The organism is Burkholderia anthina (assembly GCF_001547525.1).
In the GTDB taxonomy this organism is placed as follows: Bacteria; Pseudomonadota; Gammaproteobacteria; order Burkholderiales; family Burkholderiaceae; genus Burkholderia; species Burkholderia semiarida.
The window spans coordinates 505,522-521,278 of sequence record NZ_CM003768.1; the positions used below are offsets into that span (position 1 = coordinate 505,522).

13 protein-coding genes are annotated in these 15,757 nt (G+C 70.5%); 5 read left to right on the forward strand and 8 right to left on the reverse strand.

Annotation, left to right across the window (positions count from 1 at the left end; all coding sequences use genetic code 11):
- The first annotated feature begins 10 nt into the window (after positions 1-10).
- The 3 genes from xdhB to WS64_RS02390 all read left to right on the forward strand — a co-directional run bounded on the left by xdhB (position 11) and on the right by WS64_RS02390 (position 3,621).
- On the forward strand, positions 11-2,374 hold the full coding sequence (gene xdhB / locus WS64_RS02380; protein ID WP_060965632.1) for a xanthine dehydrogenase molybdopterin binding subunit: 2,364 nt from the start codon (positions 11-13) through the stop codon (positions 2,372-2,374).
- Positions 2,375-2,458: 84 nt separating this feature from the next.
- On the forward strand, positions 2,459-3,118 hold the full coding sequence (gene xdhC / locus WS64_RS02385; protein ID WP_060965633.1) for a xanthine dehydrogenase accessory protein XdhC: 660 nt from the start codon (positions 2,459-2,461) through the stop codon (positions 3,116-3,118).
- Positions 3,119-3,219: 101 nt separating this feature from the next.
- On the forward strand, positions 3,220-3,621 hold the full coding sequence (locus WS64_RS02390) for a polyketide cyclase (RefSeq protein WP_060965634.1): 402 nt from the start codon (positions 3,220-3,222) through the stop codon (positions 3,619-3,621).
- Between the two features lie 44 nt (positions 3,622-3,665).
- Here the strand turns inward: WS64_RS02390 and WS64_RS02395 are convergent, their stop codons facing one another.
- From WS64_RS02395 to WS64_RS02405, 3 genes are all read right to left on the reverse strand, one after another.
- Positions 3,666-4,613 (reverse strand): LysR family transcriptional regulator, encoded by a 948-nt coding sequence (locus WS64_RS02395; protein WP_060965635.1) that lies wholly within the window; start codon positions 4,611-4,613, stop codon positions 3,666-3,668.
- Between the two features lie 108 nt (positions 4,614-4,721).
- Positions 4,722-5,360, reverse strand: coding sequence for a 2-hydroxychromene-2-carboxylate isomerase (locus WS64_RS02400; RefSeq protein WP_059574337.1), 639 nt, complete (start codon positions 5,358-5,360; stop codon positions 4,722-4,724).
- A gap of 94 nt (positions 5,361-5,454) precedes the next feature.
- A complete protein-coding gene (locus WS64_RS02405; protein WP_060965636.1) occupies positions 5,455-6,897 on the reverse strand; it encodes a TAXI family TRAP transporter solute-binding subunit in 1,443 nt (480 codons plus the stop codon).
- A 432-nt stretch (positions 6,898-7,329) separates the two neighbouring features.
- Here WS64_RS02405 and WS64_RS02410 point away from each other — a divergent pair, with 432 nt between their 5' ends.
- Together WS64_RS02410 and WS64_RS02415 are read left to right on the forward strand one after the other, a co-directional pair.
- Positions 7,330-7,695, forward strand: coding sequence for a BON domain-containing protein (locus WS64_RS02410; RefSeq protein ID WP_059574226.1), 366 nt, complete (start codon positions 7,330-7,332; stop codon positions 7,693-7,695).
- A 137-nt stretch (positions 7,696-7,832) separates the two neighbouring features.
- Entirely contained in the window at positions 7,833-9,920 is a 2,088-nt protein-coding gene (locus WS64_RS02415; RefSeq protein ID WP_060965637.1) for a D-(-)-3-hydroxybutyrate oligomer hydrolase, read from the forward strand.
- A 287-nt stretch (positions 9,921-10,207) separates the two neighbouring features.
- On the opposite strand, the gene WS64_RS02420 is transcribed toward WS64_RS02415, so the two are convergent.
- The 5 genes from WS64_RS02420 to WS64_RS02440 all read right to left on the reverse strand — a co-directional run bounded on the left by WS64_RS02420 (position 10,208) and on the right by WS64_RS02440 (position 15,579).
- Positions 10,208-10,996: a sulfite exporter TauE/SafE family protein gene (locus WS64_RS02420; RefSeq protein WP_059574336.1), complete on the reverse strand. Its 789-nt coding sequence runs from the start codon at positions 10,994-10,996 to the stop codon at positions 10,208-10,210.
- A gap of 307 nt (positions 10,997-11,303) precedes the next feature.
- A complete protein-coding gene (locus WS64_RS02425; RefSeq protein ID WP_060965638.1) occupies positions 11,304-12,743 on the reverse strand; it encodes a DHA2 family efflux MFS transporter permease subunit in 1,440 nt (479 codons plus the stop codon).
- Positions 12,744-12,888: 145 nt separating this feature from the next.
- The gene (locus WS64_RS02430) at positions 12,889-13,620 is read right to left on the reverse strand and encodes a DsbA family oxidoreductase (RefSeq protein WP_060965639.1); all 732 of its coding nucleotides are present in this window, start codon (positions 13,618-13,620) and stop codon (positions 12,889-12,891) included.
- A gap of 205 nt (positions 13,621-13,825) precedes the next feature.
- Complete coding sequence (locus WS64_RS02435; RefSeq protein ID WP_081103765.1) at positions 13,826-14,620, reverse strand: helix-turn-helix transcriptional regulator; 795 nt, start codon at positions 14,618-14,620, stop codon at positions 13,826-13,828.
- A complete protein-coding gene (locus WS64_RS02440) occupies positions 14,617-15,579 on the reverse strand; it encodes an ornithine cyclodeaminase family protein (RefSeq protein ID WP_060965640.1) in 963 nt (320 codons plus the stop codon). The genes WS64_RS02435 and WS64_RS02440 overlap by 4 nt, the downstream gene beginning before the upstream one ends.
- Positions 15,580-15,757 lie beyond the last annotated feature (178 nt).

Sequence of the window (15,757 nt, forward strand, 5' to 3'; positions counted from 1 at the left end):
AACACCGAACATGAACCAGCAAGCAGAACCGTTCCTGAGCACCCTCGACCCGCAGGCCGACGCCGCGCAGGTGCACGTCTCGCGCGCCCACGAATCGGCCCACCTGCACGTGAGCGGGCGCGCCACCTACACCGACGACATTCCGGTCGTCGCGGGCACGCTGCACGCGGCGCTCGGGTTGTCGGCGAAGCCGCACGCGAAGATCGTGTCGATGAACTTCGACGCGGTGCGTGCGACGCCGGGCGTGGTCGCGGTATTCACGGCCGACGACATCCCGGGCGTCAACGATTGCGGCCCGATCATCCACGACGATCCGGTGCTCGCGAAGGGCGTCGTGCAGTTCGTCGGCCAGCCGATGTTCATCGTCGTCGCGACGTCGCATGAAACCGCGCGGCTTGCCGCGCGCCGCGCGCAGGTCGAGTACGAGGAGCTGCCCGCGATCCTGACCGCGCAGGAAGCGCGCGCGGCCGAATCCTACGTGATCCCGCCGCTGAAGCTCGCGCGCGGCGACGCGGCCGCGCGGCTCGCCGCCGCGCCGCACCGCGAGTCGGGCGAGATGCTGCTCGGCGGGCAGGAGCAGTTCTACCTCGAAGGACAGATCGCATACGCGGTGCCGAAGGACGACGACGGCATGCACGTGTACTGCTCGACGCAGCACCCGAGCGAGATGCAGCACCTCGTCGCGCACGTGCTCGGCGTGGCGTCGCACAACGTGCTGGTCGAATGCCGCCGGATGGGCGGCGGGTTCGGCGGCAAGGAATCGCAGTCGGGCCTGTTCGCATGCTGCGCGGCGCTCGCCGCATGGAAGCTGCTGTGCCCGGTGAAGCTGCGTCCGGACCGCGACGACGACATGATGATCACCGGCAAGCGGCACGACTTCCATTACCGCTTCGACGTCGGCTACGACGACGACGGCCGCATCGACGGCGTCGCGCTCGACATGACGTCGCGCTGCGGCTTCTCGGCCGACCTGTCCGGCCCGGTGATGACGCGCGCGGTGTGCCATTTCGACAACGCGTACTGGCTCGGCGACGTCGACATCGCCGGCTACTGCGGCAGGACCAACACGCAGTCGAACACCGCGTTCCGCGGCTTTGGCGGCCCGCAGGGCGCGTTCGCGATCGAATACATCCTCGACGACATCGCGCGTTCGCTCGGCCGCGATCCGCTCGACGTGCGCTACGCGAACCTGTACGGCAAGACCGAACGCAACGTGACGCCGTACGGGCAGACGATCGAGGACAACGTGCTGCAGGAGCTGCTCGGCGAACTCGAGGCGACGAGCGACTACCGCGCGCGGCGCGCGGGCGTGCGTGCATTCAACGCACGCAACACGGTGCTGAAGAAGGGTATCGCACTCACGCCGGTGAAGTTCGGCATCGCGTTCAACGTCACGCACTTCAACCAGGCCGGCGCGCTGGTGCACATCTACACCGACGGCTCGGTGCTCGTGAACCACGGCGGCACGGAGATGGGGCAGGGGCTCAACACGAAGGTCGCGCAGGTGGTCGCGCACGAGCTCGGCATCCGCTTCGGCCGAGTCCGCGTGACGGCGACCGACACGAGCAAGGTCGCGAACACGTCCGCGACGGCCGCGTCGACGGGCTCGGACCTGAACGGCAAGGCCGCGCAGGACGCGGCGCGCCAGTTGCGCGAGCGGCTCGCGGCATTCGCGGCGAAGCAGTTCGGCGACGGCAAGGTCGAGGCGGCCGACGTGAGGTTCGGCAACGACGTCGTGTGGGTCGGCGGTCATGGCGTGCCGTTCGGCGAAGTGGTCGCGAAGGCATACCTCGCGCGCGTGCAGCTGTGGTCCGACGGCTTCTACGCGACGCCGAAGCTGCACTGGGATCAATCGAAGCTGCAGGGCCGGCCGTTCTACTACTACGCGTACGGCGCGGCGGTGTCGGAAGTCGTGATCGACACGCTGACGGGCGAGATGCGCACGCTGCGCGTCGATGCGCTGCACGACGTGGGCGCGTCGTTGAACCCGGCGCTCGACATCGGCCAGGTCGAAGGCGCGTTCATCCAGGGGATGGGCTGGCTGACGACCGAGGAGCTGTGGTGGAACAAGGGCGGCAAGCTGATGACGCACGCGCCGTCCACCTACAAGATCCCGACCGTGAACGACACGCCGCCCGAGTTCAACGTGCGGCTGTTCCAGAACCGCAACGTCGAGGACAGCATCCACCGCTCGAAGGCCGTCGGCGAACCGCCGCTGCTGCTGCCGTTCTCGGTGTTCTTCGCGGTGCGCGATGCGATTGCCGCGGTCGGCGACTATCGCGTGAACCCGCCGCTCGACGCGCCGGCCACCGGCGAGTCGATCCTGCGCGCGGTGCAGGCGGTGCGGGCGGCGAACGCCGCGCGGGCAGGCTGACGTGAACGGCCTCTGCCCGCTCGTTTCGTGCGTCGGCTCCGACGGGGCGATCGGCTTCGTTCGGGCGACCCGCCGGAGGCCGGCGTGAACGGCCCCGCTCGTTCGCCGCGTGCCGCGCCCGACGCGGGGTGCGAAGGCGCGTGCGGCAGCGCGCCTTCGCCGTTGCAGCCGTTCGCGCCGGGCACCGGCCAGCGCAACCGCGCGACCGGTGCGCCGCCGCCGATGCACGTCGTGCTGTTCGGCGCGGGCCACGTCGGCCATGCGCTCGTCACGCTGCTCGGCGCATTGCCGTGCGTCGTGCAGTGGGTCGACACGCGCGACGAGCTGTTCCCGGACGAGTGCCCGCCGAACGTGCAGCCGGAGCCGACCGACACGCCGGAGGCCGTCGTCGACGCGGCGCCGCCCGGCGCGTATTTCCTCGTGATGACGCACAACCACGCGCTCGACTTCTCGCTCGCCGCGCGGATCATGCGGCGGCGCGACTACGCATACTTCGGGATGATCGGCTCGCGCACCAAGCGCGTGAAGTTCGAGCGCCGGCTCGCCGCGCGCGGCGTCGATCCGGCGCGGTTCGCCGAGATGGTGTGCCCGATCGGCGTCGCCGGCATCGTCGACAAGGCGCCGGGCGCGATCGCGGTGGCCGTCTGCGCGGAGCTGCTGCAGGCCCGCTCGGGCATGCCGGTGGCCGATGCGAAGGCAGCCGCGGCCGGGCGCGCACGCGACGACGTGTCCTGCGCGCGGTAACGCGCGCATGCCGCGCGGCCGGCGCACGGCCGCGCGTTTTTGCCTACACTGCACGGCAACGCGCGGCAGCGGGCCGCGCTCACTTCACCGTGCACGCGCCCATGTCCGATCACTCCGTCTATCTCGACGCGCTCGATGCGAGCCTCGTCGCCATCGAGCGCTGGCTGTCCGGCGTCGATACCGCGCCGGCGGCGCTCGATGCGCTGCTCGCCGCGTTTTCCGCCGACTTCACGATGATCCTGACCGACGGCCGCATGGTCGACCACGACGGCATGCGCGCGCTGTTCGCGAAGCTGGCCGGCGCGAAGCCGGGGCTGCGCATCGCGCTGTCGGAGATCCGCGTGCTCGCGGCGGACGCGTCGCACGCGGTGCTCACCTATCGCGAAGCGCAGCACGCGGCGGCGGGCGAGTTGCCCGCGCGCCGCGCGACCGCCGTGTTCGCGCGCGACGCGGCGGGCGTCGTACGCTGGGCTCATCTGCAGGAAACCTTCTGCACGGCCTGAGCGGCCGCGCTGCCTGACCCGTCGCGCTGCGCTTCGGCCGCGCGTCAGCGCTTGCGCGTGCGGGCGACCGTCAGCTCGTCGGACACGCTCTGCATCAGCGCGCACAGCCACGCGATGTCGGTTGGCCGGTCGGGCTGCGGGTGCGTGAGCAGATAGCTCTTGATGCGTGGGAACGGCACGGGCGGCGCGACGACGACGAGCGGCAGCAGTTGCGCATAGTGCGTCGCGAAGCGGCGCGTCGTCGTGAAGATCAGGTCCGACTGCAGCAGCACCTGCGGCACGATCCCGAAGTACGGCAGCGTCGTCACGACGCGCCGCGCGAGGCGCGCGCGTGCCAGGCCGATCTCGATCGCATTGCGCTTGTCGCCGGTGTACGGGGTGGGCGCGACGTGCGCGGCCGACGCATACGCTTCGCGCGTGAGCGGCTCGCGGGCGAGCGGATGCGCGACGCGCATCAGGCACACGATCGTGTCGGAGAACAGGTCCTGGCGCGCGAACTGCGGGTCGGGCTTCGGCCAGTTGCCGATCACGAGATCGAGCGCGCCCGACTCGAGCGCGGCCGCGTGGTCGAGCGCGGGGTTCAGCGAATCGATTTCCAGACGGGCATGCGGCGCCGCGTCGCGAAAGCGCTCGATCAGCGTCGGCATGAAGAAATCGTTCAGGTAGTCGGGCGCGGCGACGCGGAACGTGCGCCGCGCGGACGACGGATCGAACTCGCCGTGCGGCGTCGCGATGAAATCGACCTCGCGCAGCGCGCGCGACGCGGCTTCGAGCAGCGACGCGCCGTATTCGGTCGGCACCATGCCGGATTTGCCGCGCACGAGGATCGGATCGTTCAGCGTCTCGCGCAGCTTGCGCAGCGCGGTGCTGATCGCGGGCTGGGTCTGGTTCAGCCGCAGCGCGGCCTGCGTGACGCTGCGCTCGAGCAGCAGCGTGCGCAACACGCGCACGAGCCAGATGTCGAGCGAGGCGGTACGGTCGTCGTCTTCCATTGGTGGGGGATGCGGGGGACGCCAAGGGGCCGTTTTCATATGAAAACAGCCCGTTACCTTACCGCAGCCGCGCGTTGCCGTGCGTGATACCGGCCATCACGCATGCCATCACGCGCGGCCCTTCGGCAGCGTGCTGATCCGCTTGACCTCGCCCGATTCGAGCCAGTTCGGCGTGCGCGCGCAGTACAGCACCATCGGCAGCGCGTCCTCGCCCCAGAACAGTTGCTGATTCATCCAGAAGGTCGGCACGCCGAACACGCCGAGCGCGATCGCGTCGGCCGTGTTGCGGGTCAGTTGCGCGGCGGTTTCCTCGAATTCGATCAACTCGTCGCCGTGGCCGACGCCGACGCGTTCGCACAGCGCCGCGAAGCCTTCCGGCGTCGACGGATCGTTGCCTTCGCGCCAGATGAAGCGGAACATTTCCAGCACCGTCGCGATATCGGCGCGCAGCGCGATCGCGAGGCGCAGCACCTTGTCCGAATCGAACGGGTGCGCGGGCGGCATCTTGAAGCGGATGCCGAGCTGTTCCGCGCGAAACAGCGCGTGACGGTACGTGAACACGCGCTTGGCCGGCACGTCGGCGCTCGGACGCTGGCCCCAGTGGCGCTGCAGGTCGGCGAGCGACACGGCCACGGGGTCGAACGGCACGTCCGGCCATTTGTCGTGCTGCTCGAGCAGCAGATACGAGAACGGCGACACGAAGTCGAAGAACCAGGCGGGTTGGGCGGTATCGAGGCCGGTTGTCATGTCGTTCTCCAGAAGGTGGGGCGTGCGGCGCCTGACGGCGGCCTCCATGTTACGCGGCGGCGCGCGCATGCAGCAATGATCGCGGATCGTCCGCTCATGCGGAACCGGGAGTCGCCCGGGGGGCGTCGCCGGCCGGCTGCGGCGCGCTTGCCGTGCGTGCCGGCGGGCTGCCGGCGGCGGGCGGGCCCGCCGGCGTGTCCGGCTCCTGCGCGGTGAGCCGTTCGCGCACGAAGCCGATGTGCTCGCGCAGCACGTAGAACTGCCCGGCGTACGCGAGCGGCATCTTCATCCGGTTCACGGCTTCCTCGATGTCGTCGAGCTCGTCGAGCAGCTGGACGCGCTCCTCGGCCGTGTGTTCGCCGAGCGCGCGGCGCTCGAGCGCGATCAGCGCGCCGTACCAGCGGTAGATGCGCGAGCGCACGCGCCAGCCGTACAGCGACGGCACGAGCCGCAGCCCCGGAATCAGCACGACGATCAGCGGCACGACCACCACCAGCAGCCGGTCGACGAGGCTCGCGACCCAGAACGGCAGCCGCCGGTACAGGAAGCTCTTGCCCGACTTGTAGTAGCGGGCGGCGTCGTCGGACAGCGGGAAGCCGCGCGTGACGGACGACGGGAATTCGCCTGCGTGCTGCAGGATCGTCGCGTGCCCGTGCACTTCGCGCGCGGCCTCGATCAGCAGGTCGGACAGCGCGGGGTGCAGCGAGTCGCGCGCGACGAGTTCGATCGTCGGCGCGACGGTGTGGATGTCGGCAGGCGGCAGGTTGCGGCCGAGATCGTAGACGCCCATCGGCAGCGTGATCGCGGTCAGGTACGGAAACCGCCGCGCATACGCCTCGGCCTGCGTGAACGAATACACGTGCACGCCCGGCGCGCGGAACAGCTTCGCCATCACCGGGATCTGCGTCGAGTCGCCGGACAGGAAGGCCGCGTCGATCTTGCCGTCGAGCAGCGCGGTCGCGGCGTCCTCGCCGGCGGTCGGCAGCAGCTCGGTCGAGCCGCCCGGCACGATCCCGTTCATCTTCAGCAGCGCGAGGCTCAACTCGCGCGCGCCGCTGCCTTCCGCGCCGAGCGCGAGCCGCTTGCCCTTGAAATCGGACAGCCGCGCGACGATCAGGCCGCGGTACATGATCGCGAGCGGCACGTAGCCGATGCTGCCGAGCGACACGAGATGCTCGTCGCGCTCCTTCGGGCCGATGCCGCTCTGCACGAAACCGACGTCGACCGGCGCGTTCGGGTTCGACAGCCGCGCGAGGTTCTGCGCGGAACCTTCGGACGATTGGACGTCGAGCGTGACGCCGTTTTTCGCGAGGATCGTCTTGTATTTCTGCGCGGCGTTCCAGTACGTGCTGCCGGGCGGCCCGGCCGAGATCACGAGCGTGGACGGCGGCGCCGGCTGGATCAGCTTGACCGCGAGCCAGACGGCCGCGCCGGCGAGCAGCACGGTCGGGCCGATCGACAGCGCGAGGTCGCGCCACGAGACGGCGACGAAGCGGGCGAGGATGCGGCGCGGCGGGCGAGGGCTGGCAGGCTTCATGGGGTGGGTGGATGACGCTGGCGTGACGCATCGGTGACGGTCGTCACCGGACGACACGGATGCTCGCGGCGATGGTACCCGGTTTCGCCGCGCATGCGCGAGTCGGGCGGGCCCGCGCGGCTGTCCGGCGACAGCGGCGGCGGCCGTCGCGTCAAAAGCTTTGCGCTTCGGCGGGCGCTGGATTACATTGTGCGACGCAGCCGCGCCCGAATCGCGCGCGACCCGGCACGTCATGAGACCGGGCGCGTCCGGCCGGCGGCTGTCCGGCCCGGCTGGCCCGCTTCTCGCGTGCGCCGGCCGCCGGCCCGTGCCGCCTCTCTCGTATCGCCGTGGAAAACACCGGCTGTCCCGCCCGTTCGCGCGCGGGCCGGCTGTTTTTGGGGGTATCCGGCCGTACTGTGCACGGCCGTTCCGAAGTGATAAGGAGATAGCATGAAGTCGATCGTGTTGAGAGCGTTGGGTGTCGCCGCCGTGGCGGCCTGTCTGTCGGGCAGCGTGTATGCGCAGTCGAGCGACGCAGCGGCGACGGAAGCGCCGGCGGCCGCAGCGAGCGCGCCGAAGGCCGCCGCGAAAACCGCGAAGAAGGCGAACCGCAAGCTCGGCTACGCGGTGCGCAAGGCCATTACGAAGGCAGGCGGCATCGACGTGGCGAACATCGTCGTGCGTTCGAAGGGCGGCGCGATCTCGCTGGAGGGCACGGTGCCCGACCAGGCACAGATCGACAAGGCGGAAGAGGCAGCCAAGAGCGTGAAGGGTGTGACGTCGGTCTCGAACAAGCTGACGGTTCAGCAGCAGTAACGCCGGGCCGCGGCGCGCGAGCGCCGCGTGCGCCCGTTTCCAGCGGGCCCCGGCATGCCGGGGCCCGTTTGCGCTTCAGAGGCCGAAAGCCGCGCGCGGCGCGGCAGCGGACCGATAACGATATCGAGGGGGCGGCGATGACGAAGCTCGGGTGGGGCAGGCGGGTGGTGTGGGGAGCGGCGCTGGCCGCGGTCGCGATGCTCGGCGCCTGCAACGGCGACGAGTCGGCCGAGCGCAACCGGTTGCCCGGCTTCGTGTCCGGCAGCGTGCGCACGACGGCCTACGACGGCGCGAGCGACGACCTGCTGACGGCCGGCCTCGGCAAGACGGGGCTCGCCGCAACGAGCGCGCCCGGCTTCGCGAATCCGGCGCGGCCGACGAGCGCCGAATTGCGGCGCCTCGCCATCTGGTCGAACTACCGCGCGCTCGTCGACATGAGCGCGAACGGCGGCTACGGCCGCTTCTGGGGGCCGAACGTCGACCTCGACGGCAACGATACGCTCGGCGAAGGCAAGATTCCCGGCACCGAATACCTTGCGTATGCCGACGACGGCAGCGGCACCAAAAACGTCACGCTGCTCGTGCAGGTGCCCGCCCGCTTCGATCCCGCGCAGCCGTGCATCGTCACCGCGACGTCGTCCGGCTCGCGCGGCGTGTACGGCGCGATTTCCGCGGCCGGCGAGTGGGCGCTCAAGCGCGGCTGCGCGGTGGCCTACAACGACAAGGGCGGCGGCAACGGCGCGCACGAGCTCGGCTCCGACACCGTCACGCTGATCGACGGCACGCTCGCCAACGCGGTGCTGGCCGGCACTGCGAGCCTGTTTACCGCGAACGTGACGAGCGGCGATCTCGCCGCGTTCAACAACCGCTTCCCGAACCGCTATGCGTTCAAGCACGCGCATTCGCAACAGAATCCCGAGCAGGATTGGGGGCGCGTGACGCTGCAGTCGGTCGAATTCGCGTACTGGGCGCTCAACGAGCAGTTCGGGCCGCTGATCGACGGCTCGCGTCGCGGCGTGCGCTATCGCGCGGGCGACATCACGACGATCGCCGCGTCGGTCAGCAACGGCGGCGGCGCGTCGCTCGCGGCGGCCGAGCAGGACAACCGCGGCTGGATCACCGCGGTCGTGGTCGGCGAGCCGCAGATCAACGTGCGGATGGCGCCGAACGCGGTGGTCCGCGCGGGCGGCCAGCCAGTGCCGTCGTTCGGCCGGCCGCTGGCCGATTACGCGACGCTCGCGAACCTGCTGGAGCCGTGCGCGGCCGCATCGGCGTCGCTCGCCGGCGCGCCGTACCTGAGCGCGCTGCCGGCCGCGACCACGCAGTCGATCCGCACGCAGCGCTGCGCGACGCTCGCCGCGGCCGGGCTGGTGTCTGGCGCCGACACGCAGAGCCAGGCGGCCGACGCGCTCGCGCAGCTCCATGCGGCCGGCTATCTGGCGGATTCGGACCTGCTGCAGGCGTCGATGTGGGATTCGCAGGCGATTCCCGCGATCGCGGTCACCTATGCGAACGCATACACGCGCTCGCGCGTCACCGACAACCTGTGCAACTTCAGCTTCGCGACGACGAACGCGACGGGCGCGGTCGCGGCGCCCGCCGCATCGCCGATGCCGGCCGTATTCGGCGCCGGCAACGGCGTGCCGCCGACGGCCGGCATCAATCTCGTGTTCAACGACGGCGCGGGCGTCGACCACCGGCTCGCGACGCCCGATGCGAGCTTCGCGGGCGCGCTGTGCCTGCGCCAGCTATGGACGAACGGAATGCTCGGGATGCCCGCGAACGTCGACGCGGTGCGCGTGAACGCGAACCTGCACGGCAAGCCGGCGATCATCGTGCAGGGCCGCAGTGACGCGCTCGTGCCGGTGAACCACGCGTCGCGCGCGTACGTCGCGCAGAACGGGATCAGCGAAGCCGGGCGCAGCCGGCTGGTGTTCTACGAAGTGACGAACGGCCAGCACTTCGACGCATTCCTGTCGGTTCCGGGCTTCGATACGCGTTTCGTGCCGGTTCACTACTACAACGTGCAGGCGCTGAACCTGATGTGGAAGCATCTGAAGAACGGCGCGCCGCTGCCGCCGTCGCAGGTGGTGCGCACGGTACCGCGCGGCGGCACGCCGGGCGCCGCGCCCGCGCTGTCGAGCGCGAACCTGCCGCCGATCTCGGCCGCGCCAGGCGCGAACGCGATCACGACCGGCGTGGGCACGATCGACGTGCCGCTCTGACCGCGGCCGTCGCGCCGCCTCCTGCAAGCCGGACAGCCGTCCGGCTTTTTTCTGCGCGTCGTCTGGAATCGGTCGCACTGCGTTCAACGCGCAGAACCTGACGATCGAGAACGACCCGTCGGGCCACATCATCTGCCTGAACGACGCGTCGCGGACCGCGCTGAAGGGCGATCTCGCCAACTTCTACGACGGCATCCTCGCGAACCGTACTGCGCTGCAACGCGTGCTGAAGCTGCGGGCGCGCACGCAGCACCGGGACGGCGTTGTTCGTCAGGAGCGGCGCCCGCTTACGCGAGCACGAGCCGCACGCCGACCGCGACCAGGGTCGACGCGAGCAGGTTGCGCAGCAGCCGCTCGGGCGCGCGTGCCGACAGCAGGCTGCCGATCACGATGCCGGGCAGCGAACCGAGCAGCAGCGACAGCAGCATCGACCAGTCGACCGAGCCGAGCAGCCAGTGGCCCATCCCCGCGACCAGCGTGAGCGGCACCGCGTGCGCGATGTCGGAACCGACGATGCGGGTCGTCGCGAGCAGCGGATACAGCAGCAGGAGCACGGTCACGCCGATCGCGCCGGCGCCGACCGACGTCATCGACACGAGCACGCCGAGCACGGCGCCCGTCAGCACGGTCGACCACAGCGTGCGCGCGGGGCTCGGCGCGAGCGGGTTGCGCGCGGCGAATGCAGTGAGCTGAGGGCGGAAGATCAGCGCGAGCGACGTCAGCAGCAGCGCCACGCCGAGCACGAGCTGGATCATCCGCGCGGTGCCCGGCGTGTTCATCCCGTGCGTGTGCAGCCACCACAGCGTGAGCGCCGCGGCCGGCACGCTGCCCGCCGCGAGCCGGCCCGTGATGCGCCAGTCGACCGAGCCTTTCAGGCCGTGGACGAGCGTGCCGGTGGCCTTGGTCGCGGCCGCGTACAGCAGGTCGGTGCCGACCGCCGTCGCAGGGTGGACGCCGAACAGCAGCACGAGAATCGGCGTCATCAACGAACCGCCGCCGACGCCCGTCAGGCCGACGAGAATGCCGACGAACAGGCCGGACAGCGAGTACAGCAGATCGATATGGGGAAGCGACATCGGAAGCAGGCGGTTATGCGGCGTTCGGCGGCGGCGCGCGGCCCGTGGCGTGCGCGTCAAAGTCCGCCATTGTCGCAAAAGTGACGCGTCAATGGACGACTGCGTTAAAAATCGGCCGCGAAGGCCCGCCCGGCAGGCGGCCGGCGGGACGGTGAAACGCGCGTTCGGGCGGGCGCGGCCGACGACGATGATCTGGCCCGAAAGCGGCGGCGAACCGGGCGCGTACGCCGCGTGGCCGGCGCGCACGAAAAAGGCGCGACGATGCGCGCCCCGATCCGATGCCGGTTCCCGGCCCGTCCGTCGACGGTCAGTGCATCGCGGGCCCGGCGCCTTCGACCGCGCGCGGCGGCCGGATGCGCAGCGCGAAGCCGGTCAGCGCGGCCACGACCGCAAACGCCGCGCCGAACGCGAAGGCCGCATGGTAGCCGCCGTTCAGCGCGTCGAGCGGCGCCGCCTGCGCCGCCGCGAGCGCGTCGCTGCGGGCCTCCGCGAGACTCGCGAGGACCGCGAGCCCGAGCGCGCCGCCCATCATGAACGCGGTGTTGACGATGCCCGACGCGAGCCCGGAATCGGCCGGATCGACGTCGTTCATCGCGGCGAGCAGCACCGGATTGAACGCGACGCCGGCGCCGATGCCGAGCAGCGCCATCCCGGGCAGCACGTGCCACACGAAACCGCCGTCGACCGGCGCGCGCGAGAACAGCGCGAGGCCGCATGCCGCGATCAGCAGGCCGGCGGCGATCGGGCCGCGGATCCCGAAGCGCATCACGATGCGCGCCGACAGCCCGAGCGAGAACGCGGCCATGATCAGGTTCGCCGGCAGGAACGCGAGGCCGACCTGCAGCGGCCCGTAGCCGAGCACGCGCTGCATGTACAGCGCGGACAGGAAGAACCACGCGAACATCGCGGCCGCCCACAGCACGGCGATCGCGTTCGCGAGCGCGACGTTGCGCGCGGCGAACAGCGTGAGCGGCATCAGCGGATGCGCGGCGCGCGACTCGATCGCGATGAACAGCGCGAGCAGCACGACGGCCGCGCCGATCAGCGCGACGGTCTGCGTCGACAGCCAGCCGGCCTCGTTGCCGCCGACGATCCCGTAGACGGCCAGCATCAGCGACGCGGTTACCGTGATCGCGCCGGCCACGTCGAGCCGGGCCGTGCCGGCCGGCGCACGCGTGCGCGGCAGCAGCGCGACGCACATCGCATAGACCGCGACGCCGATCGGCAGGTTGACGAGGAAGATCCAGTGCCACGACAGCGAGCTCGTCAGCAGCCCGCCGAGCAGCACGCCGATGCTGCCGCCGCCCGCGCACACGAAGCCGTAGACGCCCATCGCACGTGCGCGCTCGCCGGGCTCGGTGAAGAGATTCATGATCAGCGACAGCGAGACGGCCGACACGACCGCGCCGCCGAGCCCCTGCACCGCGCGCGCGGCGATCAGCATCGCCTGCGATTGCGCGAGGCCGCAGGCGAGCGACGCGAGCGTGAACACGACGAGGCCCGCGAGGAACATGCGCCGCTGGCCGTACAGGTCGCCGAGCCGGCCGCCGAGCAGCAGGCAGCCGCCGAACGTCAGCAGGTACGCGTTGACGACCCACACGAGGGCCGTTTCGGTGAAGTGGAGGTCGGTGCTGATCGACGGCAACGCAACGTTCACGATCGTGCTGTCGAGCACGATCATCAGCACGCCGAGGCAGAGCACGATCAGCGCGTACCAGCGCTTCTCGCCGTGGATACCGTGGGTCATGGGCGCTCAGCCTTCTCTCTGACAGTTATTTGAAAGGAGGCATTGTAGACGTCATCGGCGCGGGCTTCCTGCCGGTTTGTGGCAGCAGCGAAGCGTAGTCGTGGCGGCGCGTCCGGCGGGACGCGCACGCGGTATTCGAGGCACGTTACGACCGGGCCGGCAGTTCGCAGCCGTCGGGGCCGCAGGCGGCCGCGTCGCTGCCGCCGAGTTCGACGACGCCGTCGCGCCATGCCTGGTCGAGCGCCTGCGCGAACGCGTCGGCCGGCTGCGCGCCGGACACCGCGTAACGGCCGCCGAACACGAACAGCGGCACGCCGCGTCCGCCGATCTGTTCGGCGCGCGCGATGTCGGCTTCGACTTCGTCGCGGTAGGCGTCGCTGCGCAGCACCGCTTCGACGGCCGGGCGCTCGAGCCCGGCTTCGACCGCGAATTCGGTCAGCGCGGCATGATCGAACAGCGAGCCGTGCTCGCAGAAATACGCGCGATAGAGCCGCTCGGTCAGCGCGTGCGCGCGGCCCGACGCCTGCGCGAGCTTCACGAGCCGGTGGCCGTCGAGCGTGTCGCCGACGAGCGTGCCCGGCAGGTCGTAGCGCAGCCCGACGCTCGCGGCCGCATCGGTCACCTGGCGCAGCATCTGGCCGACCTGCGCGGGCGCCATCCGGTATTTGCCTGCCAGCATCGCCTCGACCGGCTCGACGGGCTGGCCGGGCATCAGCCGGTACGCGCGCGGCACGACGTCGACGCGGTCGGCGTGCACGAACGCGGCCAGCGCCTCGTCGAAGCGGCGCTTGCCGATCCAGCACCACGGGCAGATCAGATCGGACCAGATTTCGACGGTCAGGGTCGGGCGGGCAGTCGGGGCGGGAGCGGTCGTCATGGGCGGTTCGGGGCGGCAAAAAAATGTAACTGCGACTATATCATTTTATGCTTCGGCGCTTCGGCGCTTCGGCGCTTCGGCGCTTCGGCGGCGGGCCCGCGCGGAACCCGGGCTGCACCCGCGCATCGCGAGGCTTGGACGCGGAACCGGAAGGCCGGTGCCGATGGCGCGAAGCCTGCTCGTCATCGCGCCCGCCGCATCCCGCTCAGGCGTCGCCCTGCATTTCCTTCAGGTGCTTCAGATGCTTGTAGACCGTCGCGCGCCCCATCCCGAGCACGTTCGCGACGTAGTTCGCCGCGCTCTTGCCGCGGAACGCGCCTTCCGCGTACAGCGCCTCGACGAGCTCGCGCCGGTGCTCGCGCGTGAGCCCGTTCAGCCCGACCTGCCGCTCGCGCAGCCAGCCGTGCAGGAACGTGTTGATGCGCTCCTGCCAGTCGTCGCGGAACAGTTCGTCGGGCTGCGCGACGACGCCCGCGCCCTTGATGAACAGGTCGAGCGTCGCGCGCACCTCGTCGAACACCGCGATGTTGAAGTTGATGCACATCATCCCGGCCGGCCGGCCTTCGTCGTCGAACAGCACGTTGCTCACGCAGCGCATCCGCCGGCCGTCCCAGTTCAGCTTCTCGTACGGGCCGATCACGCGTTCGCGCGCCGAATGATCGATTTCCTCGAGCGCGGAATCGTCGCCGACCTCGCGCTTCGACAGGTTGTTCGCGAGATACAGCACGGTCTGGTCGTGCAGGTCGTGGATCACGACTTCCGCGTACGGGAAGAACAGCGCGGCGATACCGTCGGCGATCGGCGCATAGCGGGTGAGCAGCAGGTCCTTGACGGGAGATTTCTTCTTGCGCATCGGTGTCGCGATCTCGGGTGGGCGGGAGCGGGGCAGCGTGTCGGGCCGGCGGGCCGGGCCACCGTCGGCCGGCATACTCGTGCGCTCGCGCGCGGCCGCCGCGGCGGTTGCGCCATTGTATCGGCCCCGTGTGCGCGCGCCGCTCATGCGAGCGTCAGATGCGTGTACAGCGCGTGCGCGATCGCGATGTCCTCGAGGCCCAGGCCGATCGAGCGGAACAGCGCGTGACGCGTGCGCGACGGCGCCGCGCAGGTGCCGGCGACGAGCGCGGGCAGGTCGCCGACGATCCGGCCGGCATCCCAGCCGTGCTCGGCCGCGGCGATCTGCATCTCGCCCGCGCTCGCGGGCGTCGTGTGCCGGTAGTCGCAGTAGACGTCCATGTCAGGCAGCCACGCGGGCGGGATTTCGTGCGCGCGCGCGACGTTCGTGCTGATCGACGTGACGAGCGCGGGACGCGTGAGCATGCCGTCGCCGAGCACGGGCGTGCCCGACGACGTGCACAGCATCACCACGTCCGCGTCGCGCACGCAGGCCTCGACGCTCGCCGCCGCGCGTGCGCGTGCGTCGAGCGCGGTCAGGCTCGCCTGCAGCGCCGCGTCGCCGGCCAGCGCGGGCGAGTACACGCGGATCGTGTCCCAGTCGCGCAGCGCCGCCGTGTGCCGCAGGTGCGCGAGGCCGACCGCGCCCGCGCCGACGATCGCCAGATGGCGCGCGTCGCGCGGCGCGAGACAGTCGACCGCAAGCGCCGTCGTACCGGCCGTGCGTTCGACGGTCAGCAGCCCCGCGTCGCACCACATCAGCGGCTGGCCGGTTTGCATCGACATCAGCGCGGTCCATGCGGTGACGACAGGTTTGCCGCCTGTCACGACATACGGCGACAGCTTCGCGCCGAACACCTGCTCGTCGGCGAGCGCGCCGAGATACGTGATGAAGTCGCCGGCCTGGTCGGGAAACAGCGTGAGCGTCTGCGGCGGCTGCACCGCGCGCGCCGCGGCCAGCGACGCGAACATCCGGCGCAGCGTGCCGAGCACGTCGAGCGACGGCAGCGCCGCGCGCACCGCGGCTTCGCCGACGGTCAGCGGCAGGGTGGGGACGGTTCGCGTCATGGGGCATCTCCGGTTCGGGCTGGACAGAAAGTCTCGAAAGACGGTGTTCTGCGGGATTTGTGATGGACGAAAAGTCTAATATAGACAAACAAAATCGTGAGAGTTTTTATTTTCGAGATGCTGTGTCGGAGTTGGTGTCACGAAAAATGCCATGAAATCAACGGTGTTTCTGGCGGTA

Bases quoted from the DNA above. Each gene is read 5' to 3' on its own strand.
- xdhB (WP_060965632.1), top strand. From the start codon at position 11: ATGAACCAGCAAGCAGAACCGTTCCTGAGCACCCTCGACCCGCAGGCC.
- WS64_RS02390 (WP_060965634.1), top strand. From the start codon at position 3,220: ATGTCCGATCACTCCGTCTATCTCGACGCGCTCGATGCGAGCCTCGTC.
- WS64_RS02395 (WP_060965635.1), bottom strand. From the start codon at position 4,613: ATGGAAGACGACGACCGTACCGCCTCGCTCGACATCTGGCTCGTGCGC.
- WS64_RS02400 (WP_059574337.1), bottom strand. From the start codon at position 5,360: ATGACAACCGGCCTCGATACCGCCCAACCCGCCTGGTTCTTCGACTTC.
- WS64_RS02405 (WP_060965636.1), bottom strand. From the start codon at position 6,897: ATGAAGCCTGCCAGCCCTCGCCCGCCGCGCCGCATCCTCGCCCGCTTC.
- WS64_RS02410 (WP_059574226.1), top strand. From the start codon at position 7,330: ATGAAGTCGATCGTGTTGAGAGCGTTGGGTGTCGCCGCCGTGGCGGCC.
- WS64_RS02415 (WP_060965637.1), top strand. From the start codon at position 7,833: ATGACGAAGCTCGGGTGGGGCAGGCGGGTGGTGTGGGGAGCGGCGCTG.
- WS64_RS02420 (WP_059574336.1), bottom strand. From the start codon at position 10,996: ATGTCGCTTCCCCATATCGATCTGCTGTACTCGCTGTCCGGCCTGTTC.
- WS64_RS02425 (WP_060965638.1), bottom strand. From the start codon at position 12,743: ATGACCCACGGTATCCACGGCGAGAAGCGCTGGTACGCGCTGATCGTG.
- WS64_RS02430 (WP_060965639.1), bottom strand. From the start codon at position 13,620: ATGACGACCGCTCCCGCCCCGACTGCCCGCCCGACCCTGACCGTCGAA.
- WS64_RS02435 (WP_081103765.1), bottom strand. From the start codon at position 14,620: ATGAGCGGCGCGCGCACACGGGGCCGATACAATGGCGCAACCGCCGCG.
- WS64_RS02440 (WP_060965640.1), bottom strand. From the start codon at position 15,579: ATGACGCGAACCGTCCCCACCCTGCCGCTGACCGTCGGCGAAGCCGCG.